Below are 21,704 nucleotides of genomic sequence, written 5' to 3'. Positions count from 1 at the left end.
GACCGGCCGATCTGCTGCGCAATGGGGAGTAAGGTACCATGAGACGTTTTGCAGATCAGTCCGTTTTCGTCACGGGCGGCAACAAGGGGATCGGCCACGGAATTGCCAGGCGTTTCGCCGAGGAAGGCGCCAAGGTGGCGATCGCGGCGATCGACAAGGATACGCCCGAGGTCGCGGCGGCACTTGCTGAAGAAACCGGCACCGAGGTGGTCGGCTTCGTTCTGGACGTCACCGATGCTCAAGCCGTGCAGGATGCTTATGCCGGAGCCGAAGGCAAACTGGGGCCTCTCTCGGTATCCGTCCAGAATGCCGGCGTCATCACCATTGCCAAGGTCGAAAACCTGACGGAACGGGAGTGGGATCTCAACCTCGACGTCAACACCAAGGGGGTGTTTCTCTGCTGCCAGGAGGCTATCCGCCGCTTTCGCGCCAGCGGCACGAAAGGACGCCTGATCAACACCGCCTCCGGCCAGGCACGGCAAGGTTTCATCTACACGCCGCATTACGCCGCCTCCAAGTTCGGCGTGGTGGGCCTGACCCAGAGCCTCGCCAAGGAACTGGCCCGCGAAGGCATCACCGTCAACGCCATCTGCCCCGGCATCATCCACACCGAAATGTGGGATTACAACGACCGCGTCTGGGGTGAAATGCTGGGCGACTACGGCCCCGGTGAACTGATGGCCGAATGGGTCGAAGGCATCCCGATGGGCCGCGCCGGCACACCGGCCGAAGTTGGCGCCCTTGTCGCTTTCCTTGCCTCACAGGATGCAGCCTATATCACAGGACAGACCATCAACGTTGACGGAGGATTGATCATGTCGTGAGTTTGGTGTGGGGACGCTGGACCAAATTCGGTTGTCCGGCAAGTTCCCCCATCGGGTTTGTCTCGTCCGCATTCTCGAAACAAACGACATCACAATCCAAAATCGAAACCAAACGGCCGGACGGATCGCCACCTGAGCTCAACTCAATCGTGAATGAGCACAAGGTGCGAATTCCATCTGCAAAGGATCAATCCATTTGTGGCGATCCGACCGCTTGAAATATCGCTGCCTTGAATGGGGCACAGCGATGGCACCTATGACGTCGCTCCTTCGGCTTCCCTACCGGACACGTCGTGCGCATCTGTCCTCAGAAACATGAATACCACGAGCGCCGTGAGAAGGGTGATGGCCGTCAGCAGTAGCAGAAGTTCGCTGAAAGCATCCGAATAGAGCGACACCAGCGCGGCCTGCTCCGCCCCCGGCATGGCGATCTGGGCCATGCCGACATCTCCGGCGGCGAGCCTCTGGGCAGCGGTGGCGATGTCGCCGGGCGCAGCGTGCCCGCCCATTCTGCCCGCGACCAGCAAGGACAGTATCGCGCTGACGACCGCAAGTGCGACGCCCTCGCCCGCCACCCGCGTGGTGCTGAAGATGCCGGTCGCCATACCGGCACGCTCCTTCGGCACAACGCTGACCGCCAGCCCATCCATGAGCCCCCAGGGCAGACTGATGCCGGTCCCGATCGCCAGCATAGGCAGGGCAGTCATCCAGATGGAAGCGCCAACCGGGATTTGCGCCAGCCAGAACAGGCCGACGGCTGTGATCAGGAGGCCCGTGCCGCAGATCGTAGCGGGGCGGAACCAGCGCGTCAGCAATCCGGCAGCAACGGGCAGGATCAGCAGTGGCGCCGACAGTGCGATCATCAACGTCCCCGCCGCGACCTCGCGCATGCCTTCGATGCCGATGAAGCGTCCCGGCAGCAGGATCAGCAAGACGACGAAGCCATAGGCGGGGGCCGCCGCCAGCAACTGAACGCCGACAAAGCGCGGATAGGCAAACAGGGACAGATCGAGCATCGGTCGGGGAACTCGGCGTTCGATCGCCACGAAGAGGATGAGGAACAGGGCCGCACCGGACAGCAAGCCGACGACCCTGCCGTCGCCCCATCCACGCTCCGGGGCCAGCAGGATGCCGTAGGTGAAGAGACCGAGCGCCGCGGTGAAGGTGAGCGCACCACTCCAGTCGAGCCCACGGGAGGCCGGATCCCGGCTTTCCTTCAGCACGCGCCAACCGAGAGCAAAGGCGAGAAAGGCGAAGACCACCACCGCCAGGAAGACGCTGCGCCAGCCAAAAGCTTCGATCATCAGGCCCGATGCGACCGGGCCGAGCGACAGGCCGACGCCGAAACTGGTGCCGACGATGCTGAAGGCACGAAGGCGCGCCGGGCCGTCGAACTCCTGCGCCAAGGCCGCCATGCCGCTGGAAAAGGCCGCGGCGGCCGCAAGCCCCTGGGCCGCGCGCAACAGGTCGAACACGAGAATATCCGGCGCAAAGACGAGCGCCAGTGAGAAGACGGCAAACGATCCAACCCCGATCAGGAAGATCCGCTTGCGGCCATAGCTATCGGCCAGCGCACCCGCCACCATCAAGGTCGAGCCGAAGGTCAGCATGAATGCGTTGGTCACCCAGGCGATGGCCACAGGGCTACCACCAAGCGCCCGGCCGATGGAGGGCAGTGCCACCGCCGTTCCGGTAAAGGTCAGCGGCATGGCGGCGGCGGCGAGACATACCGCCAGCAACGGCAGCCATTTCGGGGTTCCGTTTGAAGTTTTCGAATGGGAGGACATAAACGTTCCTGAAGCTGGAGGATGCCGCGGCAGAGCGCGGCCTATTTCCAGACCAGTCTATCTGTGCTTGAATATTCGAAAATGTCGTCAAGGTTCCAATCATAACGGAACAAAACGCTCGAATAGGATGGAAATGGAACGAGTGACATGGACCGCCTGACCGGCCTGACGGCCTTCGTGCGCACGGCCGACCTCGGAAGCTTCGTCGCCGCCGGACGTGTGCTCGGCCTGTCGCCGTCTGCCGTCGGCAAGGCCGTCACACGTCTCGAAAGCCAGTTGGGCGTGCGGCTCTTCCAGCGCTCGACCCGCAGCCTGCGCCTGACGGAGGAAGGTCGCACATTTCACGAACGATGCCGCCACATCCTCGATGATCTTGACGACGCCCAAGAGACGCTATTGATGACACGGGAGACGCCGCGCGGGCGCGTCAGAGTGAGCGCACCCATCGTCGCCTACCACCTACTGCTGCCGGTGCTTGCCGAGTTCCTGTCGCTTTACCCAGAGATCGAACTCGATCTCGATTTCACCGACCGCATCGTCGACCTCATCGAGGAAGGTGTCGATGTCGCGATTCGCAGCGGGCAATTGCCGGACAGCCGCATCATGGTCCGTGCACTTCGTCCGTTCCAGCTGCTCCTCTGCGCGTCTCCCGCCTATCTGGAGCGGCAGGGCACGCCGAAATGCCCACGTGATCTATGCGGTGACCATATCGGGATCGGTTTTCGCTACCCCAACAGCGGGAAAGTTCAGGATTGGCCGCTCATTCTTCCGGCGGGAGAGAAGGAGGTCAGGGTCCGCCATATCCTGACCTGCAATAATATGGAGGCCTTGCGCGGCGCCGTGCTGCGCGGGCTCGGCATCGGCTGCATGCCCGATTTTCTGGCTGCGGCCTCGCTGAAAACAGGCGAACTCGTGCCGCTGCTGGTCGATCACCTCGATGCCCCCGGCCAGTTCAACCTGATCTGGCCATCGAGCCGACACCTTTCCCCCAAAGTCCGAGTGTTCGTCGATTTTATCAGCACGCGACTGTTTTCAAGCGAATGCCAGCTGCCGCCTGTCACGCCAAACCCCTGAGACCAGAGAGCTTCGGAATATGTCTAGGCTGGTATTATGACGCAAAATTGGGAGGAGCTTCATCAATAAGGCCTGAGCCTAGGCTCGGAAATGTGCGACAAGCCCCGCATGACCTTCAACGTTCCCGATATCAGAAGGTCGTGAAGAATCCCGGCTGGTCCTGGGGTGGCCGTTCGGCAAGAAAGGCCAGGGCTGCCGCACCCACCAGGCCTGAATTCTGGCCGAGTGCCGCCCGGACGACGTGCACATCGTTGAAAGCCGGCATGGCCCATCGGGCGATATAGTCCTGGATGCCGGGCTGCAACCGCTCGAACTCGTGGGAAAGCCCGCCGCCCATCACGACGATATCCGGGCTGAAGATCTGGATGAGGCTGGTGAAACCACGGCCGAGGATTTCGGCCTCCTCGTCAATCAGTGTATTGGCGAGCCCATCGCCGTTTCTGGCAGCGGCAAAGACGTCGCGACTGTGAATCTCTCCGCCCTTCTTTCCGAGTGTGGTTTCCGTGCAGGCCAGTGCCCGCCTGCGGGCCCGCAGCGCAAAGGCAGTTCCCGATCCGTAGGCCTCAAAGCATCCCCGGTTGCCGCAGGGGCAGAGTTCGCCGTTCGGCATGACGGACATATGGCCGATATGGCCTGCCATGCCCTTGCGGCCGCGTACGACGCGACCGTCCGAGATAATGCCGCCACCAATGCCGGTGCTGACGGTCACATAGATCAGGTTGCCGCGCCCTTTGCCGGCTCCGAACTGCCATTCGCCGATGGCCGCGGCAATACCGTCATTTTCCAGGCTGACAGGATAGGCGAAGCGCTTCTGCAGTTCCGCCTTCAGCGGAAAGCCGGCAAAGCCGGCCAGCGTCGGCACGTCGCTTGCGATACCGGCGATCGTATCGACCGGACCGGGCGTCGACACCCCCACGCCCACCACCGACAAGGGCTGTCCTGCCGCCAGGACCTGTTCGGCGAGATCGAGAATTTGACGCAGAACGCGCTCCGGGCCAGCCGCCGCATCGGTCCGATCCTCGGCCTGGGCAAAGATTGTGCCCTGCTCGCCGACCAGGGCCGCACGAACCTGCGTCCCTCCCAGATCAATGCCGATGGCGACCTGCTGCATCCCGCGACCTGCCGGCTAGAGTGCGTGCAGCCACGCCATGCGCTCAGCAAGCGATGGCGCGTTGAAGGCAAGCGAACCGAGTACGACGGTCTGCGCGCCGGCCTGGCGAAGCAGCGGCACGGTATGCTCGCGGATGCCACCATCGGCGGCAAGGACGATGCGATGCGCGGCACCGCAATCGGTAATGATTTGCGCCGCCTGCTGCAGACGCTCGCCGGCCTTTTCGTTCAGCCCCTGCCCTTTGACCCCGATTGCCGTACCCAGCAGCGTCACGAAATCGAGGCGGGCTGCGTATTTGCGGATCGTCTCGACCGGCGTTTCCACCCGGAGAACCATGCCGGCGGCGACGCGGCGGTACTCGATCAGGTCGAGAGCGGGTTCTGCGACCGCTTCGTTTTCGACATGGATGCTGATCAGGTCACTGCCGGCATCGGCGAATTGCTCGATCTGCGACAGCAGGATGCTGTCGGCCACCATCAGATGGACATGGATCGGGCGCGCGGAAATCTTTCGCACGCCCGCGACGAGATCGGGAAAGAACAGCATGGCCGGCGCGAAGTGGCCGTCGGCGACATCGATATGCAAGACATCCACATAGGGATCGACGCGGGCGAGATCGTCGGCCAGGCGCACGAGGTCGGCAGACCAGACGGAGAATTCTGCAATCAGGCGATCCTCTGGAAGGTCGGCGATCCAGGTCTTGGAGGGGACGGTCATGATTTAAAGCTCCTTCAGAAATGTGCTCATGGCATGCCGGAAGTCGGCGACATAGTGCGTGCGGCTTTCCGTCTTTGACGTGATCTGGACAAAACGGGCGGCTGGAATCCATTCGGCCAGTTCATGCGCATAGGCGATGGGGTGAATGACGTCGTGATCGTGGCCGATCACCAGGGTCGGCACGGCGATGCGGCAAACCTCTTCATCGGTCACGCCAGGCCCATCACTGGAGATCGCGGTCAGCAAGGCTGCAGTCACCGCGATCGGCTGCCGCGCGAAGAAACCCGTCAGCGAAGCCAGATTGTCGGGTGCCTCTGCGGCAAGGCGCTGGCCGGTTGGTCCGGCCAGAAATGCGGCCTTCACCTCATCTGGCGGCAGGGTTTGCAGAAGCCGGCCGACCTCGGCATTCGGCGCCATATTGTCCGGCGCTGCCGCCGTCACCCAGGCAGGTCTTGCCAGGATCAGCGCCTTGACGAGATCCGGCCGCTTGACCGCCAGGCGCAACGCAATGGCCGCTCCCATCGAGATGCCGCCAACGACCACCGGCGGCTGCAGGCGGCTTTCGATATATGAGGCGATGTCATCGGCAAATGTCGCGATCGACAGGCGCTCGAGCGGGCCGGACTGCGAACCGCCATGGCCGCGGGCTTCCACCGTAATGCGGCAAAACCCGGGCTCGACCGGAAAGGCTTCCTGCGTCTGGCCGGCATCGCCGCACAGCCCATGCTGGAAAACGACTGCTTGTCCCTCGCCGGCCCTGTCGACGTTGAGCCGCGTTCCGTCGCTGGTCTCGAACAACCGGCTCTCGTTCATCGCCCTGCTCCGGCAAGCCCAGCCTTCAGGAATTCCGCGACACCAGCGGCTTCCTGAGCGCCAAGCCCGTGGGTGATCAGGCTGCCGTCAAAGCCGATCTCGGCCAGTTTGCGCAAGTAAAAGGGATAGTCGAGAACGCCCTTGCCCGCCGTGGCGAAGCGTCCGTCCTGAGTTCTGTCCTTGGCATGGGCCATGACAATGCGGTCGCCCAAAAGGTCGATCGCCGAAGCCACGATGGTCCGCTGTTCCTCCAGCGTCTCCACCTCAAAGAGATTGGCCGGATCCAGAACGATCTTGATGCGGGGGCTCTTCAGTTCGTCGATCAGGCGCCGTGCCTTGGCCGCCGAATTGACGACATTGGCCAGTTCCGGTTCGATCCCGAGATCGATATCGTAGCGTTCGGCAATCTCGACCGCAGTACCCATGGCGTCCAGCAGATCGCGCCAGGCCTCTGGCGAATTGTTGTCTGGATGTTCCTTCCACTGATCCACCGGATCGCGCGTTCCCGTGCAGAGCGTGATGAGGCCGGTCGACATGGCAACGCAGCGCTCGGCCAGAACCGCCAGCCTGACATGCCCCGCCGCGCGCAGGGCCAGATCGGGATGGATCATGTTGTAGGTGCCGGACACGGCGACAATCTCGATCGCGCTCGCCTCTGCGGCCGCAGCCACCGAACGCGCCTGCTCTTCGCTGATGGCGTCCGGCATTGCGGCAAGTCCGGAGCACGCCATGTTATATTGCGCGCAGGCAAAACCCGCGTCGGCAACGGATCTCAGCACCGTTTCCGGATCGCTGCCCTCGAACGTCTTGGCGAAGATGCCGAGCTTCATCACACGCCACCCGAAACGTCGGTCAGCGCCACCGCCTTGCCGCTTTCCACGGAGCGGGCGATCGCCACCATCGCCTGGACGGAGGCAAGGCCATCATCGATATCGGCGCCCTCCATGGGCGTGCCGTCGAGGATGGTGCGGGCAAAGCCTTCCAGCTGGCGGCGATAGAAATGACCATCAGCCCCGAGCACCCGATGGGTCGCTCCGTCGGCTTCGCGAAAGATATCGACTTCGCTCGACTTGTAGTACCAGGGGTTGAAGGTCTTGCCGAGAATGCTGCCATTCTCGCCGTAGATCTGGAAGCCTTCGTGCCAGTCCATGCGCACCTGTACGGTCAGATCGAGATGACCAAGCGTGCCGGAGGCAAATTCGACATCGACGAACCAGCACCAGATGCCGGCGCGCTCCGATAGGCGCGCTTCCACCGACACGATATCGCCCGCGAAATAGCGCGCCGTGTCTATCAGGTGGCAGCCATGCGCCAGCATGTAATAGCGCCGCAGATCCGCCTTGGGATTGGTCGAGGGTTTGCGGGCATTGGCGCTCGCGACGATCAGCGGCTGAACCGCATCCGTCATCGGATAACGATGGGTGCTGTCGCAATACCAGGCCTTCAGCGCAATCAGCGCGCCCATCTCGTCGCGGATGAAGGACTTTGCCGCCTGGAGGCCGGCATCGAAGCGCTTCATATGTCCGACCTGGAACACCTTGCCGGACTTGTCGACAGCGGCTTTCAGGTCGCGGCATTCCTCGACCGTCAGGCCGACCGGCTTTTCGCACAGGACATGTTTGCCGGCTTCGAGCGCGCGAAGGGAGGCCGGAACGTGGAAGGCATCGGCTGTCGCGATGATCACCGCGTCGATATCGGGATCGGCCAACATCCTGTCATAATCGTTGTAGGTCTTCTTCGCGCCATGGGTGATCGCCATGCGCTCGCGCAGATCATCGGCGACGTCGCAGATTCCGTGGAGATCGGCATTGGCCGCCTTGGTGCAGCTTTCGAAATGGGCTGCCTGGGCGATCTGGCCCGCTCCCAATACGCCGACACGAAGGCGTTTTTCTTGCTTTGCTGGCATGGGTAACTCTCGAAGTCTCGTGGTTTCAGTGCAACGCCGCGGTCACGGATAGCGGTCCCGGAGCAGTCACCTGCCGCCGGGCAGGGCCATCACAGCGCCATGTGCGTCTGGGGATTGAAGAAGTGCAGCTTGGCCGGATCGAGGGCGACATCGATCGTCTGTCCGATCGCCACGGTGCTGGTCGCCTCGAATTTCGCGACCGCGTTGGCAGCCCCCCGCAGGTCTTCGACGGCATCCGGGTCACCGGAATCGACACGAACCGCTTCGACATTCAAATGCACGATCAGTTCGGAGCCGAGTTCCTCGATGGTCTTGACGACGGCCGGGATGGAGGGGAATGCGGCACCGGACGGCAGGCGGCTGTCATACAGCGCTTCGGGACGGATACCGAAAACAACCGGCTTTCCCTCGAAGTCCGAAAGACCGGGCGCCCGCTCGAAAGCGCTCATCGGCAGGGGGATCGAGAAGGTTGGCAGATGGATGCTGCCATTCTGCAGGCGTCCCTCGAAGAGGTTCATCGACGGGGAGCCGATAAAGCCGGCCACAAATGCGTTGACCGGACGATTGTAGAGCGCCTTCGGGGTATCGACCTGCTGCAGCACGCCGCCCTTGAGGACCGCCACGCGGTCGCCCATCGTCAACGCTTCGGTCTGGTCATGGGTGACGTAGATCGTCGTCACGCCGAGTTGCCGCTGCAGGCTGGCAATTTCCGCCCGCATCTGCACGCGCAGCTTCGCATCGAGGTTCGATAGCGGCTCGTCCATCAGGAAGGCTGCCGGTTCGCGAACCATCGCACGGCCCATGGCGACGCGCTGGCGCTGGCCGCCGGAGAGCTGGGCAGGCTTGTTGCCGAGCAAGGATTCAAGCTGCAGGATCTTGGCGATCTCGTTGACGCGCTTGGTGCGCTCGGCCTTGCTCTTGCGGGCGAGCTTCATCGAAAACGCGATGTTGTCGAACACGGTCATGTGCGGATAGAGCGCATAGTTCTGGAAGACCATGGCGATATCCCGGTCCTTGGGCGGAAGATCGACGACATCCTGTCCACCGATGCTCAACGTGCCGCTGGTGATCTCCTCCAGGCCGGCAATCATGCGCAGCGCGGTCGATTTCCCGCAGCCGGATGGTCCAACCAGGATCAGGAATTCGCCATCGTGGATCGTCAGGCTCAACTCCTTGATCGCATGGTAGTTGTTTCCATAGGTCTTGCAGATTTTATCCAGAACAACCACGGCCACGACAATCTCCTCCTGTCATTCCGACATACCGATGAGCGACCCTCTTCCCCGCTACCGGCTCCTCGACAAAAAGCTCAGGAGTGCGACACAAAGTCAATACAAAAAACGTCCTATGATGGAGAATGGATCGCCATCCTGAAACTTAAGTTATTGATCTAAAATGCTATTATTGTATTTATTTATCTATATGCATGGGATTTTATTTTTTGACGCGCGTAATTTTATGCATCCCCGGCTTCAGCTGAATAGCACTTCAGGCGAAAGCTCGACAGCAGGAAGGAAACGCCAAACGCGGCGGGCCGATCGGGATCGCCGCCGCTAGAAGACCGTTTGGCCTGCATCGTCACCCGGCGAGCGGGATGGGAACGGGCGCGCCTTCCGCAGCCATCCGCTGGCGGCACGTGCTGTCGTCGGGAAGACCCATGCGGCCACCCCGCGCCGTGACGGCGACGGCGGCGGCGGCCGTGGCATAGGCGACGCAATCGAGCGGCGCCTTTGCCTGCGCCAGCGCCAGGCAATAGGCACCGTGAAAGCAGTCCCCGGCACCGGTGGTATCGACCGCCCGTACGGCATACGCGGGGAAATGCCACCGCGTGGCGCCCTCCCTCTGACGCACATAAGAGCCGTTTTCGCCGTCGGTGAGCACGATGGCGGATCGTTCTTCTGACCACAGCGCGTTGAGCACCGCCTCGGGCGCGGTCAGCCCGGTATAGGATCGACCGAAAGCCAGCGGCAGCACGAGGTGGTCGGTGAGAGCCATGATCCTGTCGGTGGCAGCACCAATCGTCCATTCGATATCCGCGACGACAGACAGACCCAAGGCCCGCGCCCGCGCGACGACGGCTTCGGAATGGGTTGAATAGCCGTCAATGAGCAGGACCGGCGCCTGCACCAGCACATCATCCGGCAGGGTGAGCGACGTGCCGTGCAACACGTCGTCGTCATAGGCAATGAAGCGGTCGCCGTCCGGATCGACGGTGATCACCGAACGGATCGGCAGGGAGCCCGCGGCCCGCGGCGCAAGGGATGTGTCCACCCCATCGTGCTCGAGTTGCCGCCCGCCCACATCGTTTGAAGGCTGGTCATTCAACCAGCCGATAAAGGCGGCGCGGCCGCCGAGGCGGGCTATGGCCACCAGGGCGGTGGCCACGTTGCCGCCGTGGTCCATGGCGCGTTTAGTGACCTTTCCCTTGCCCGACGACAGTGGCCGATCGACATAGAGGATGTCGTCAATGGCAAGCGCACCGAAACCCAGAACCTGGAAAGGTCGCGACATCGCTCAGAGGCCCGCGGCGGCCAGGGCGTCTGCCGGCGCCATGCCGTCATGGATGACCAGCTTGAAGGCACGCGCTGCCTTGGTGGTGTCGCCATGCCCCCAGAGATTGCGTCCGACGACCGCACCCTTGGCGCCGGCGCGAAGCGCGTCCGATGTCTGGGTCAGTGCGCCGAGCAGCGTTTCGGTCTTCGGCCCGCCGGCAATCACGACAGGGACCGGGCAGGTCGCGACCGTCTCGCGGAAGGAGTCGAAATCGCCGGTATAACCGACCTTGATCACATCCACGCCGGTCTCGTAACCGATGCGCACGGCGTAGGCAATTTCATCCGGGGTGAAGACGATCTTGCCGCCATCGGAGAAGTCGCGCGGATAGACATGGGCGACGACGGGCATTTCGAAACGCGCCGCGGCATTCACCGTATCGGTCAGCCAGCGGATGTATTCGCCTTCCGTATTGCCGCGCACCGGAATGGCAACCGCGAGCGCGTCGGCGCCATAGCGCACGGCGTCTTCCGGCGTCGCAATAAGCTGGCGGATGCGGTCGTCGGCGGTGAAGCAACCGGCCTGGATGACCAGCGCTGCCTTGCCGGCATATTCCTCCCACAGGTGGCGCGCGGCCCCCGGCTGGATGCTGACATAGTCAGGTCCGCCGGCCATCACCCGGCGCAGGGCGCCCGGCAGGTCCGCAAGGCCGCCTTCGCGCACATTGCCGTAGCCGACGAAATGATCCACCGCGCCGCCGAACAGTTTGCCGGACGGATTGGAGAACAGGCGCGAGAGGCGAATTTTGGTTCCGAGGCCCATGGCAATAGTTCCTTCATGTTTGCAGAGGCTGATGTTGACCAGACCCTAGCGCGAAAATAAAACAACTTTCAATATTTCGATTTCTTTCGTTTAGCACTTAGCGTATGATTTTCTATGGCCCCGATTGATAGTAATCTTGAATTGGCCTATCAAAACGATCAGCGGACTTTCGAAATTCGAAAGCTCTCACGGCGCAGGAAGCGGTCGAGGTTACAGATGCTTGCAGAGCAAAGACGGCACCAGATTTTGCTCGAACTTCAAAGGGTCGGTCAGGCGCGTACACGACAGCTTGCCGAGTTCTTCGAGGTTTCCGAGGTCACGATCCGCTCCGATCTCGAAATCATGGATGCCAAGAAGCAGTTGATCAAAACCCATGGCGGAGCGATCGCGATTCCTGCGGATTCCCCGGCTGCGGCCTTCGAAGAGCGCATGCAGCGCAATTTCGACGCCAAGCGGCGGATCGCCCAGATGGCCGCCCGGCAGATCATCGACAACCAGTCCATCGTCTTCGACAGCGGATCGACGCTTCTCCAGGTCGCCATGCAGATGCCGCCGGTCAATAATGTCGTGGTGGCGACGACGGCGATGAACATCGCCCAGCACCTCATGTATCGCCCAGGCCTCGACGTCCACATGATCGGCGGCCGGGTTTTTCCCAGTACGGTCAGCACGATCGTCTCGGATTCCGACAAGGTTCTCGGCGGCCTAGTGGCCCATCAGGCCTTTGTCAGCGCCCATGCGATCGACCAGGCATTCGACGTGGTGGATGTCTCGGAAGACATCGCCCGGACCAAGCGCAATCTGGTGCGCATGGCGCGTCGCGTGGTGCTGGTGGCCGATTCCAGCAAATGGGACACCGGCGCCTCCTCCAAGGCCTTTTCCCTGTCGCGCGTCGACCTTGTTATCACCGACAGCAACATGCCGCACAGCATCCGAAACCGGCTCGACAAGCTGGGCGTCGAGGTCCGCTATGCCTGATCAACATGCCGGGCGCAAAAGGGGCTGAGGCCCCGAACTGCGTCGGCATTTCAGCCCTGCACTCAAACGCCCAGCCGGCGTAAAGTCTCGTAATTGGCCCGAACGGCGCTCGCGGGATCCATGCCCGCCTGTTCAGACTCCTCCTCCACCACGATCCAACCGTTAAACAGCGGCGCTTCGCGCACCGTCGCGATGACCGTCGGCACGTCGCATGCGCCTTCGCCCAGCATCGTCCAGGTGCCGCTGGCATCGACATCCTTCAGGTGGACGTAGCGGATGCGGTCTCGGAAAGCGGCGAGCGTATCGGCCATCACCTGGCCACCGCGCAGGATATGGCCGGTGTCCGGCACCCAGCCAACCTGCGGCTCAAGCAGGGCGAAGAGCGCGTCATAATCGGCGCGCGTCAACAGCAAGGTGTTGTGATGGGATGAGGGATGGACCGCGACCGTGACGCCGGCTGCCTTGCCGATCTCCATGGAGCGATTGTAGCATTCGGCGGCAACCGCGAACTTGTCGGCGCGCGGCCCGTCGGAGACGACGGTTGCCGAGCCCATCGACACGAGAGCGCCGGGAAAGTTCGCCGCAAAATCCACCCAGCGGCGCGTCGCCTCCAGGTCGCCCGCAATCTGCTCGGGCAACGTGAAACCACTTTGCGAGCCGAAGGCAAAGGACACCAGCGTCAGGCCGGCATCCCCAAGGGCGCGGGCGAAGGCTTCGGGTTTTTTCGCATAGCCGCCGATCATCGTATCGGTGATTTCGATACCGGCATAGCCGCCCTTGGCGATGGCGCGCAGCAGGTCGTCCGGTCCGCCTTGCCACCCACTCCCCAGCATTTCCCAGGTGAAAGTCTGGCAGCCGATTTTCAAGTCTGTGCTCTTCATAACGTGGTCCTGACTGTCCGTTGATCGTCGCGCCGATGCGAAAGACGGCCGTTGAGCCGTGCATCGACGGGCAGGCGCGGCTTTGCCTTGTCCGCCAAGAATGCGTCGCCCGAGATGGCGCGACAAATGCCGTGAGTTCGACAAGTTAAGGGGATCGACACGCCTCCAAGTGTCTTGTCACTACGTAAGATTAAATGTTACCGTGCGTCAACATAATTTCTTCTCTGCGTTCAAGCGGCGGTCACTCCGCATCTCTATCCACCCTCTTCAATCCGGCAGGACCAGGCATTCACATGACAAAGACAAACGACACGGCACTTCGAATCGGCGTGGTGGGATGCGGAAACATTTCCATGGCCTACATGCGCAATGCACCGCTCTTTAGGGGCGTCGCGATCACCGCCTGCGCCGATCTCGACATGGCCGCAGCACACCGCCGCGCCGCGGAATTCGGACTGCGTGCCGCCGATGTCGATTCTTTGCTGGCCGACAAGGACATCGACCTCGTCTTGAACCTGACCATTCCTGCTGCCCATTTCGATATTTCGATGCAGGCTCTTTCCGCGGGCAAACATGTCTTTACCGAGAAGCCGCTCGGCGTCACGGCTGCCGAAGGGCGCAAGCTGGTGGAGGCCGCTGCGGCCAAAGGCCTGTCGCTCGGATCAGCACCGGACACATTTCTGGGGGCGGCCGGTCGGCATGCACGCCGGCAGATGGAGGCAGGCGCCATCGGCAAGCCGGTCACTGGCACGGCCTTCATGATGGGCCGCGGCATGGAACACTGGCATCCGGACCCCAGCTTCTACTACCAGCCCGGCGCCGGCCCAGTCATGGACATGGGACCCTATTACCTGACCATGATGGTCAACCTGCTCGGCCCCGTGCGCCGCGTCCAGGCCGTGGCGACCAGCGGCCAGGACGAGCGGTTCATCACGGCGGACGGGCCGAAGAAGGGCACGAGCTTCAAGGTCGGCACGCCGACCAGCGTGCTGTCCATCCTGGAATTCCATTGCGGCACGAGCATCACCTTCGGCGCCTCCTGGGATGTGTTCCGCCACTCCAATCACCCGATCGAACTGCACGGCACCGAGGGATCGCTTCGCCTTCCCGATCCGGACAATTTCGGCGGTGTCGTCGCCATCTCGAACCGCGGAGCGCCATGGCAGGAAACGGATACGGCGGGTCACCTGTTCGGCGCGATCAACTGGCCGGTCGCCGCACCCGATCGCGCCAATTACCGCATGCTCGGCCTGGCCGATCTCGCCCGTTCGATCACCGAGGCACGGCCGCCAAGGGCTTCCGGCGAATTGGCACTGCATGTGCTTGAAATCATGGAGGCCATCCTGCGGGCCGGCGAAACCGGCATTGCGCAGACCATTGCTGGCACGGTGGCGCAGCCGAAGGAATTGCGCGAAGACGAAGCGGCGAGCCTGCTGGCATGAGTGGTTTGGACGCCTCCGCCATTCGCGCCCTTACCTGGCCGGGCGATCCGGAAAAGCCTGTCGAGGATTGCACACCGCAGGAGGCAAGGCAGCAGTATCTGGATGGCTTTTCCCGGATGCAGAACCCGCTCGAAGAGGTCGATGCCGTAACGGAACGCCGGATCGGTGACATCAGGCTGAAGATCTGGCGCGGGCGCGGCGCGCCTGACCATGACGCGCCGGCGCTGCTCTACCTTCATGGCGGCGGCTGGGTGATCGGCGCGCCGGAAACCCACGAGGATATCTGCCGTATCCTTGCCAATGCCGTCGGGGCTGTGGTCGTCTCGCCCGATTATCGGCTGGCACCGGAACACCCCTTTCCGGCCGCAGTCGAGGATTGCGCCGCCACACTGATCTGGATGAACGAACAGGCCGGCGCGCTCGGCATCGACCCGAAACGTATTCTTGTCGCCGGCGACAGCGCCGGTGGAAATCTGGCATCCATCCTCGCCTTGATGGCCCGCGATGCAGCAGTGCCACCCATCATAGGACAGGTCCTGATCTATCCGGTCACGGATCAACGCCAAGCGTCGGACAGCTACCGGCGCTATGGCCAGGATTTCGGCCTGACGGCGGCCGGCATGCGCTGGTTTCGCGACCATTATCTGCCGGCGGGCGCAGATCTGGCCGACTGGCGCGCCTCACCACTCTGCGCGGCCTCACTACAGGATGTTGCGCCGGCCTTCATCGTGCTGGCCGGACACGATGTGCTGTTCGAAGAGGGCCTTGCCTATGCCGAACTCCTCCAGGCGGAAGCGCGCGCCAGCCTGCGCATCTGGCCTGGGCAGATCCATGGATTTCTTTCCATGGGCGGCGCCATACCGGAAGCGCGCGACGCTCTGGACGCAATCGCGCAGGCATGGCGCTCCATGGATCCGGCATTCGGGGGATGAGACGGATAGGCTGTCAGGCAGAATCGCGCATCACCAGTGTTGCCTCCAGAATGACCCTGTTGGCGGCAAGCTCGCGATCGGCGGCATCGTCTTCCATGCTGAGCAACAGGATTTCAACCGCCTTGGCCGCGATCTCCTGAGCATTCTGGGCCATGGTCGTCAGGGACGGACAGGCATAGCGGCTGAGCGGATGGTCGTCGTGGCCGGCGATCCGCACGTCGCAGCCTTCCGCCCGACCGATCTTCAGTCCGGACGCAAAGGCCGCCGCCATGGCGCCGAAGGCGAAGCGGTCGTTGGCGCACAGAAGCGTCTTGCCCGGCAGGCCGCCCTTCGAGAGAATTCTTTGCATCTGCTCATAGCCCAGCCGCTCGAACTCCCAGGACGGCGGCGCGTCGCATTCGATGACCTCAGGCGAATACCCCTCGCGGATCATCGTAGCGCGATAGCTTTCCGTCCGTTCGTTGGTATTGGCCAGCATATGGGGAACATCCAGGAAGATCGGCGGCTCGCCGGACCGACAGAGATATTGCACGATGGCAGCGACGCTCTGCGCGTTGTCGTTGCCGACGAAGGGCAGGTCGAACATGGCGGGGCTGTCGAAACAGACGACAGGGATCGCATCGGTCAGCCTCTCCAGAGCGGAACGACGCGAACCAGGCCCAAGAGGCGCAACGATGGCGCCGGCGACCTTGAGGGACATCAGTGTCCGGACTGCCTCCTCCTCAAGCTCCGGTCGCGTATGGGAGGACAGTTGGACGGGCCAGAAACCCTTGTCGCGCAATTCGAGCTCGATCAGCGAGACCACCTGCACGTAGAAAGGATCCGACATGGTCGGCACCAGAATGCCGATATTCTTGGTGCGCTTGCGGTTGAGGTGGCGGGCAAAGAGATTGGGCTCGAAGCTCGACTTCTTCAGCGCCGCCTCGATGCGCTTGCGGGTCACCTCCTTGATCTGCGTCGGGTCGTCGAAATATTTCGAAAGCGTCGGGCGCGAGACACCGCAGGCGCCGGCAAAATCGTCCATGGATTTGTATGTCTTCTTGGCCATTCACGTTCCCAATGCCTGCAAACCACCGCGCAGCGGCGATTTCCGAGTGTTCAAAGCCGCATATCGGTGTCCGGACCAAGACTGTGCAAGGGGCCGGTTCTCCATTCGCGAGCGATTGTCCTACCATGCGCGACGACAGCTATCGGATTTCAATACACCCTTTCATTTGTTTACGAAAGTAAAGAAATAATGCTCCACAAGCAATAGAAATTGGGATAGAAATTTTTCGCGCGCAAATTTTTATTATCGTTGAATTTCATAAGCTTATCATGAAAAACAGGGAAAATATGCCCTTCGATCCGGCTGCTTTCGCATTTCGCCGTTGACATGGGATGGCTCCAGGAACCTACTTCCAATCCGATCTGGGAGGATCGATCAACGCATAGTCTACTGGGAGGCAGACATGAATTTCAAACAATTCGGCAATACGATGCGGGCAGCCGTTGCAGCATGGGCGCTTTGCGCAACAGCAGCCTATGCCGACACCACCATCGAATTCATCCAATGGTGGGAGCCGGAAATGCCGGCCGGCGCCCTGCGCGGCATCATGGACGATTTTGAAGCGAAAAATCCGGGCATCAAGGTCACGCTGGTCAGCGGTCCCTATTCCTCGACCCGCGACCAGATCGTTGTCGGCGCTGCCTCCGGCACGCTGAGCGACGTGGTTGGCCTCGACGGCGCATGGGTCAACGGCCTGTCCAAGCAGGGCGCCATTGCCTCGCTGGACGAATTGATGGACAAGGCCAAATATGACCGGAGCCAGATAACCGACATCGTCAAGGTGGATGGCAAGAGCGTGATGTTCCCGCTCGCCTCCTTCGTGTACCCGGTTTTCGTCAACCTCGATCTCGCCAAGGCGGCCGGCGTCGAAACGATGCCGTCCACACGCAGCGAATTCGTCGAAGCCGCGAAGAAAATGACCGACGCGTCCAAAAACCAGTATGGCTGGGTTTTGCCGCTGTCGCTGCAATCGCCAGGCGGCATCCAGAACGACGTCATGTCCTGGGTCTGGGCATCCGGCGCCTCGATGATGAAGGATGGCAAGCCTGATCTCGAAAACGAAGCCGTTGTCGGCACGCTCGACTATATCCAGTCGCTCAACAAGGCCGGCGTGATTTCACCCGGCATCTTTGCCAAGAAGGAGCAGGACAAGGTCGAGGAATTCGTCAACGGCCGCGTCGGCATGATGGTCGACTCGCTCGCCCACGTGAACCTCATCCGCGAACGCAACCCGGACCTCAAGTTCGGCATTTCCGCCCTGCCGGCCGTCGATGGCTATACCGGCAAGCGCGGCATGCCCTATGCGTCCTGGGGCATCGGCGTCAGCGAGGGCAGCGAACACAAGGAAGAAGCCTGGAAGCTGGTCGAATTCCTGATGAGCGCCGAAGTGAACGGTCGCCTCGTCTCGATCGCCAACGCCTTCCCGGGCAATGTCAATGCGAAGCCGGACTTCGTCAAAGGCGACCCTATCTTCGCGGAAGCCTTCAAGATCTTCCAGAGCGGTTATCCGGCCAACGAGTTTGTCGGCCTGCCGGTTGCCGAAGAACTGATGCGCGACATGAATGTCGAAGTGCAGAAGATGTTCGACGGCGGCCAGACCGCCAAGGAAGCTGCGGCCAATACCCAGAAAGCCTGGTTGGCCAAGTTCTAGGCAACCCACGCATTCACGGGCACCGGTTGCGCTTCATGCGCTGCCGGTGCCCCTCGCAGTCTTCGGCAGATTGGAAAGTCTCATGAACGGTTCCGCTCCGGCAGTGGCCGACACAAGGCCCAAAGCGCGCAAATTCCGCTACAGGACATTGCGCAGGTTGGCGCCCTATCTCTATGTGTCGCCCGCGACCCTGCTCCTCACCTTGCTGATGCTGTTTCCCATGCTGATGGTGCTGCGCTATTCATTGATGGATGGCGCCATCATGAAAAAGGGTGCCGCGTTCGTCGGGATCCAGAATTACCTGACCCTATTCGCGGATCCGGTCTTCTGGCAGTCCGTCGGCCAGACGCTCTACTTCACGGTCATGAGCGTGGTTTTCCACTTCATCATCGGTCTCGCCTTCGCGCTGCTGTTGAACACCAATCGCGTCGACCCGCTGATCCGCAGCGTCCTGCGCGTCCTCTTCATCCTGCCGTGGCTGTTTACGGCGGTGATCATCGCCATCATCTGGCGACTGCTGCTGGATCCGAACGGTGTCGTCAACAGCGTGCTGATGGCCCTCCATATCATCGACTTCAAGGTGGAGTGGTTTTCCTCGACCAAGACGGCGATCCACGCCCTGACATTCGCCAATATCTGGGCCGGCTATCCGCTCTACATGGTCAGCCTGCTGGCCGGGTTGCAGGGCATTCCGAAAGAACTTTATGAGGCGGCCGGCATCGACGGGGCCAACGAGGTCGAGAAATTCTGGTACATCACCATTCCGCAGCTGATGCCGATCATCATCAGTATAGCACTGCTCGATTTCATCTGGACGATGCAGGTCTTCCCGCTCGTATGGATGACCACCGGCGGCGGCCCGATCTATTCGACGGAAATGCTCTCGACCTATACCTACAAGCTGGCATTCTCCCGCTACGAATTTTCGCTGGCCTCGGCGAGCGCCATCGTCATTCTGATCATCTCGATGAGCGTCACCTATTTCTATATCAAGCACCAGCAGCGCAGGTAACCGGTCATGGCAAAACGCTCCTTCAAGCATTCCCTCCTGCCGACCGTGGTGACCTATGTCGGGCTTGCCGTCGGGCTGGTCTTTGCGGCCTTCCCGATCGTCTGGATGTTCTTCAGTTCGCTCAAATCAAACCGGGAAATCTTCGCCCTGCCGCCAAGGCTCCTGCCGGACGATTTCACGATTGCGGCCTATCTGACGATCTTCAACGATCCCGTCAAAGTCCGGTTCTTCATCAACAGCTATTTCGTGGCAGGCGTCGTCACTGTTCTGACGCTCCTCATCGCGATCGTGACGGCTTACGGTTTCAGCCGTTTTCAGTTCCGGTTCAAGAATACGCTGAACATCTTCATCATCAGCACCCAGACGGTGCCGCCGATCACGCTGCTCATTCCCTATTTCGGCATGGTCGTGGCCTTCCGGATCTTCGATACCTATCTGGCACTGATCCTGACCTACATGGTGTTCACGCTGCCCTATGCCGTTCTGCTGATGACGGGCTATCTGAATACACTGCCCAAGGAACTCGACGAGGCGGTGCTGGTCGATGGCGGCTCGAGCTGGACGGCACTGTGGCGGGTCATCGTCCCGGTCTCCATCCCCGGCATTGTCGCAACCGCGGTCTACACCTTCCTGCTGGCCTGGAACGAGTTCCTCTTCGCGCTGACGCTGACCAAGTCGATGGACCTGCGCACGGTGCCGATCGGCATCCAGCTTCTGATGGGGCAGCATGCCTTCGAATGGAACGAGATGATGGCGATGAGCGTGCTCGGCTCGCTGCCGCTGCTGGTGCTTTACCTGGTCGCCCAGCGCTATTTCCTGGCCGGCATGACGGCGGGTTCGGTCAAGAGCTGAAGCCGCTGAGCCTGCCGCCTATCGCTGAGTGCCTGCGACAATCGTCGACGGCCGCGCCGAAAACGCCCGCGATTTCATGCACCACCACCTCGAAGGCTCACGCGATCGCCTGTTCGAAGGCAAGGTTCTCGACCTGTCCTTTTGACCTACGCTGGGGCCAGGTTAGACATGGGCCATGCCGAATGGATATTGAAAGCCGCCAATACCGAACGTCGCACGCGTCTGTCATTCCCCAATGACAGGGGCGGCAGAACCCGTTCCAAGACTGCCGCCCCGATTGGCATTGGTGATGTCAGACGGCGCCTTTGGTCTCAACGTAAAGTGCATAGACCGAATGGCTGCTTGCCATGAACAGACGATTTTTTTTCGAACCACCGAAGACAATGTTCGGGCAGCGCTCTGGGAGCCGGATGAACCCGATTGCCTTGCCAGCCGAATTGAAGACTTTCACACCGTCCAGCTCTTCCGGCTTTGCCCCGGGAGCGCCGCTGCTGCCCCATCCGCACCAGATATTGCCGTCAACGTCCACCTTGATGCCGTCAAGGCCGCCGCCATCATCAGCGGTTACAAGCGCCGTTTTGTTCGACAGCTCAACACCGTCAGCACCGACATCGTAGCTCCAGATGATGCGGTGCGGCGCGGCACGACCTTCAACAATGTAGAGCCTTTTTTCGTCAGGTGAGAATGCCAGGCCGTTCGGGCCTTTGAGTTCCGCCGTCACAAGGCTGAGCTTGCCCTCTGGCGAGATGCGGTAGACGGAATGCGGCAATTCTGGCGTGGCCTTTTCGCCTTCCCACTCGCCGCCGATGCCAAAGGGCGGATCCGTGAACCAGATCGAGCCGTCGGATTTGCAAATGATATCGTTCGGAGAATTCAGCGGCTTGCCATTGAACCTGTCGGCCAGGACGGTGATGCTGCCATCATATTCCGTCCGGGTCACGCGGCGTGTCAGGTGTTCGCAAGAAACCAGGCGTCCCTGCTGGTCACGCGTGTGGCCGTTCGTGTAGTTGGCGTTGTCGCGAAATACACTCCAGGTTCCATTCGCCTCGTCGTAACGCATGATACGATTGTTCGGAATGTCGCTGACCAACAGATAGCGCCCATCGCCAAACCAGACCGGCCCTTCCAGCCAACGTGCGCCGGTTGCGACCTGTTCGAGCGTACTGCTGTTAATCCTGTATTTGGCAAAGCTTGGGTCAAGAATCGTGACGGCAGGGTCCGGGTAGCGCTGGTTGGGTTTGAATTCAAAGGACTGAGCATTGCCGGCTCTCGGCACGGCTGTGCTCGCGAGCGCCGCTGCCGACGCGACAATGATATTTCTGCGTGTGTAATCCAATGGAGTACCTCTCGGAAAAGGATTT

Annotated in this window: 20 protein-coding genes and 1 pseudogene; 9 read left to right on the top strand and 12 right to left on the bottom strand. The window is 61.5% G+C overall.

Going from position 1 to position 21,704, the window contains the following annotated elements:
* Window positions 1-38: 38 nt before the first annotated feature.
* The gene (locus HFC70_RS06045; protein WP_168472319.1) at window positions 39-824 is read left to right on the top strand and encodes an SDR family oxidoreductase; all 786 of its coding nucleotides are present in this window, start codon (window positions 39-41) and stop codon (window positions 822-824) included.
* Between the two features lie 254 nt (window positions 825-1,078).
* On the opposite strand, the gene HFC70_RS06040 is transcribed toward HFC70_RS06045, so the two are convergent.
* Complete coding sequence (locus HFC70_RS06040) at window positions 1,079-2,611, bottom strand: MFS transporter (protein WP_168472318.1); 1,533 nt, start codon at window positions 2,609-2,611, stop codon at window positions 1,079-1,081.
* A 147-nt stretch (window positions 2,612-2,758) separates the two neighbouring features.
* On the opposite strand from HFC70_RS06040, the gene HFC70_RS06035 reads away from it, so the two are divergent.
* Window positions 2,759-3,685, top strand: a complete 927-nt coding sequence (locus HFC70_RS06035; protein ID WP_168472317.1) for a LysR substrate-binding domain-containing protein — start codon at window positions 2,759-2,761, stop codon at window positions 3,683-3,685.
* A gap of 130 nt (window positions 3,686-3,815) precedes the next feature.
* On the opposite strand, the gene HFC70_RS06030 is transcribed toward HFC70_RS06035, so the two are convergent.
* From HFC70_RS06030 to HFC70_RS05995, 8 genes are all read right to left on the bottom strand, one after another.
* Complete coding sequence (locus tag HFC70_RS06030) at window positions 3,816-4,796, bottom strand: ROK family protein (protein ID WP_168472316.1); 981 nt, start codon at window positions 4,794-4,796, stop codon at window positions 3,816-3,818.
* Window positions 4,797-4,811: 15 nt separating this feature from the next.
* A complete protein-coding gene (locus tag HFC70_RS06025) occupies window positions 4,812-5,513 on the bottom strand; it encodes a ribulose-phosphate 3-epimerase (protein WP_168472315.1) in 702 nt (233 codons plus the stop codon).
* 3 nt (window positions 5,514-5,516) lie between these two features.
* Complete coding sequence (locus HFC70_RS06020) at window positions 5,517-6,326, bottom strand: alpha/beta fold hydrolase (RefSeq protein WP_168472314.1); 810 nt, start codon at window positions 6,324-6,326, stop codon at window positions 5,517-5,519.
* The gene (locus tag HFC70_RS06015) at window positions 6,323-7,156 is read right to left on the bottom strand and encodes a sugar phosphate isomerase/epimerase (protein WP_168472313.1); all 834 of its coding nucleotides are present in this window, start codon (window positions 7,154-7,156) and stop codon (window positions 6,323-6,325) included. The genes HFC70_RS06020 and HFC70_RS06015 overlap by 4 nt, the downstream gene beginning before the upstream one ends.
* A complete protein-coding gene (locus HFC70_RS06010) occupies window positions 7,156-8,232 on the bottom strand; it encodes a Gfo/Idh/MocA family protein (RefSeq protein ID WP_168472312.1) in 1,077 nt (358 codons plus the stop codon). Before HFC70_RS06010 ends, HFC70_RS06015 begins: the two co-directional genes overlap by 1 nt.
* Before the next feature lie 89 nt (window positions 8,233-8,321).
* Window positions 8,322-9,467, bottom strand: coding sequence for a sn-glycerol-3-phosphate ABC transporter ATP-binding protein UgpC (locus tag HFC70_RS06005; protein ID WP_168472310.1), 1,146 nt, complete (start codon window positions 9,465-9,467; stop codon window positions 8,322-8,324).
* A 343-nt stretch (window positions 9,468-9,810) separates the two neighbouring features.
* Complete coding sequence (locus HFC70_RS06000) at window positions 9,811-10,743, bottom strand: PfkB family carbohydrate kinase (protein WP_168472309.1); 933 nt, start codon at window positions 10,741-10,743, stop codon at window positions 9,811-9,813.
* Between the two features lie 3 nt (window positions 10,744-10,746).
* Entirely contained in the window at window positions 10,747-11,547 is an 801-nt protein-coding gene (locus tag HFC70_RS05995) for a class I fructose-bisphosphate aldolase (RefSeq protein ID WP_168472308.1), read from the bottom strand.
* Window positions 11,548-11,763: 216 nt separating this feature from the next.
* Between HFC70_RS05995 and HFC70_RS05990 the strand changes: the two genes are divergently transcribed.
* Window positions 11,764-12,525, top strand: coding sequence for a DeoR/GlpR family DNA-binding transcription regulator (locus HFC70_RS05990; protein ID WP_168472306.1), 762 nt, complete (start codon window positions 11,764-11,766; stop codon window positions 12,523-12,525).
* Window positions 12,526-12,587: 62 nt separating this feature from the next.
* On the opposite strand, the gene HFC70_RS05985 is transcribed toward HFC70_RS05990, so the two are convergent.
* Window positions 12,588-13,406, bottom strand: a complete 819-nt coding sequence (locus HFC70_RS05985) for a sugar phosphate isomerase/epimerase (protein ID WP_168472305.1) — start codon at window positions 13,404-13,406, stop codon at window positions 12,588-12,590.
* Window positions 13,407-13,699: 293 nt separating this feature from the next.
* Between HFC70_RS05985 and HFC70_RS05980 the strand changes: the two genes are divergently transcribed.
* Window positions 13,700-14,848 carry a Gfo/Idh/MocA family protein gene (locus HFC70_RS05980; RefSeq protein ID WP_168472304.1) on the top strand — a complete coding sequence of 383 codons (1,149 nt, stop codon included), beginning with the start codon at window positions 13,700-13,702 and terminating at the stop codon, window positions 14,846-14,848.
* Complete coding sequence (locus HFC70_RS05975; protein ID WP_168472303.1) at window positions 14,845-15,780, top strand: alpha/beta hydrolase; 936 nt, start codon at window positions 14,845-14,847, stop codon at window positions 15,778-15,780. The genes HFC70_RS05980 and HFC70_RS05975 overlap by 4 nt, the downstream gene beginning before the upstream one ends.
* 13 nt (window positions 15,781-15,793) lie before the next feature.
* On the opposite strand, the gene HFC70_RS05970 is transcribed toward HFC70_RS05975, so the two are convergent.
* Window positions 15,794-16,828, bottom strand: coding sequence for a LacI family DNA-binding transcriptional regulator (locus HFC70_RS05970; protein ID WP_168472302.1), 1,035 nt, complete (start codon window positions 16,826-16,828; stop codon window positions 15,794-15,796).
* A 403-nt stretch (window positions 16,829-17,231) separates the two neighbouring features.
* On the opposite strand from HFC70_RS05970, the gene HFC70_RS05965 reads away from it, so the two are divergent.
* The 4 genes and pseudogenes from HFC70_RS05965 to HFC70_RS05950 form a co-directional block, all read left to right on the top strand.
* Window positions 17,232-18,479, top strand: coding sequence for a sugar ABC transporter substrate-binding protein (locus HFC70_RS05965; protein ID WP_168472301.1), 1,248 nt, complete (start codon window positions 17,232-17,234; stop codon window positions 18,477-18,479).
* 82 nt (window positions 18,480-18,561) lie between these two features.
* Window positions 18,562-19,491: a carbohydrate ABC transporter permease gene (locus tag HFC70_RS05960; protein WP_168472300.1), complete on the top strand. Its 930-nt coding sequence runs from the start codon at window positions 18,562-18,564 to the stop codon at window positions 19,489-19,491.
* A 6-nt stretch (window positions 19,492-19,497) separates the two neighbouring features.
* Window positions 19,498-20,343, top strand: a complete 846-nt coding sequence (locus tag HFC70_RS05955; protein ID WP_168472299.1) for a carbohydrate ABC transporter permease — start codon at window positions 19,498-19,500, stop codon at window positions 20,341-20,343.
* A 40-nt stretch (window positions 20,344-20,383) separates the two neighbouring features.
* A pseudogene (locus HFC70_RS05950) lies at window positions 20,384-20,488 on the top strand (GntR family transcriptional regulator); the annotation flags it as partial.
* A gap of 147 nt (window positions 20,489-20,635) precedes the next feature.
* Here the strand turns inward: HFC70_RS05950 and HFC70_RS05945 are convergent.
* The gene (locus HFC70_RS05945) at window positions 20,636-21,679 is read right to left on the bottom strand and encodes an SMP-30/gluconolactonase/LRE family protein (RefSeq protein WP_168472298.1); all 1,044 of its coding nucleotides are present in this window, start codon (window positions 21,677-21,679) and stop codon (window positions 20,636-20,638) included.
* Window positions 21,680-21,704 lie beyond the last annotated feature (25 nt).

The sequence above is a fragment of the Agrobacterium sp. a22-2 genome, from assembly GCF_012276985.1.
Taxonomy (GTDB): Bacteria; Pseudomonadota; Alphaproteobacteria; order Rhizobiales; family Rhizobiaceae; genus Allorhizobium.
Note: the sequence above shows the minus strand (reverse complement) of the source record. Positions and strands in the feature narration are given on the sequence as shown.

Excerpts from the sequence above, each read along its gene's own strand:
- HFC70_RS06045 (WP_168472319.1), top strand. The coding sequence starts at position 39 with ATGAGACGTTTTGCAGATCAGTCCGTTTTCGTCACGGGCGGCAACAAG.
- HFC70_RS06040 (WP_168472318.1), bottom strand. The coding sequence starts at position 2,611 with ATGTCCTCCCATTCGAAAACTTCAAACGGAACCCCGAAATGGCTGCCG.
- HFC70_RS06035 (WP_168472317.1), top strand. The coding sequence starts at position 2,759 with ATGGACCGCCTGACCGGCCTGACGGCCTTCGTGCGCACGGCCGACCTC.
- HFC70_RS06030 (WP_168472316.1), bottom strand. The coding sequence starts at position 4,796 with ATGCAGCAGGTCGCCATCGGCATTGATCTGGGAGGGACGCAGGTTCGT.
- HFC70_RS06025 (WP_168472315.1), bottom strand. The coding sequence starts at position 5,513 with ATGACCGTCCCCTCCAAGACCTGGATCGCCGACCTTCCAGAGGATCGC.
- HFC70_RS06020 (WP_168472314.1), bottom strand. The coding sequence starts at position 6,326 with ATGAACGAGAGCCGGTTGTTCGAGACCAGCGACGGAACGCGGCTCAAC.
- HFC70_RS06015 (WP_168472313.1), bottom strand. The coding sequence starts at position 7,156 with ATGAAGCTCGGCATCTTCGCCAAGACGTTCGAGGGCAGCGATCCGGAA.
- HFC70_RS06010 (WP_168472312.1), bottom strand. The coding sequence starts at position 8,232 with ATGCCAGCAAAGCAAGAAAAACGCCTTCGTGTCGGCGTATTGGGAGCG.
- HFC70_RS06000 (WP_168472309.1), bottom strand. The coding sequence starts at position 10,743 with ATGTCGCGACCTTTCCAGGTTCTGGGTTTCGGTGCGCTTGCCATTGAC.
- HFC70_RS05995 (WP_168472308.1), bottom strand. The coding sequence starts at position 11,547 with ATGGGCCTCGGAACCAAAATTCGCCTCTCGCGCCTGTTCTCCAATCCG.
- HFC70_RS05990 (WP_168472306.1), top strand. The coding sequence starts at position 11,764 with ATGCTTGCAGAGCAAAGACGGCACCAGATTTTGCTCGAACTTCAAAGG.
- HFC70_RS05985 (WP_168472305.1), bottom strand. The coding sequence starts at position 13,406 with ATGAAGAGCACAGACTTGAAAATCGGCTGCCAGACTTTCACCTGGGAA.
- HFC70_RS05980 (WP_168472304.1), top strand. The coding sequence starts at position 13,700 with ATGACAAAGACAAACGACACGGCACTTCGAATCGGCGTGGTGGGATGC.
- HFC70_RS05975 (WP_168472303.1), top strand. The coding sequence starts at position 14,845 with ATGAGTGGTTTGGACGCCTCCGCCATTCGCGCCCTTACCTGGCCGGGC.
- HFC70_RS05970 (WP_168472302.1), bottom strand. The coding sequence starts at position 16,828 with ATGGCCAAGAAGACATACAAATCCATGGACGATTTTGCCGGCGCCTGC.
- HFC70_RS05965 (WP_168472301.1), top strand. The coding sequence starts at position 17,232 with ATGAATTTCAAACAATTCGGCAATACGATGCGGGCAGCCGTTGCAGCA.
- HFC70_RS05960 (WP_168472300.1), top strand. The coding sequence starts at position 18,562 with ATGAACGGTTCCGCTCCGGCAGTGGCCGACACAAGGCCCAAAGCGCGC.
- HFC70_RS05955 (WP_168472299.1), top strand. The coding sequence starts at position 19,498 with ATGGCAAAACGCTCCTTCAAGCATTCCCTCCTGCCGACCGTGGTGACC.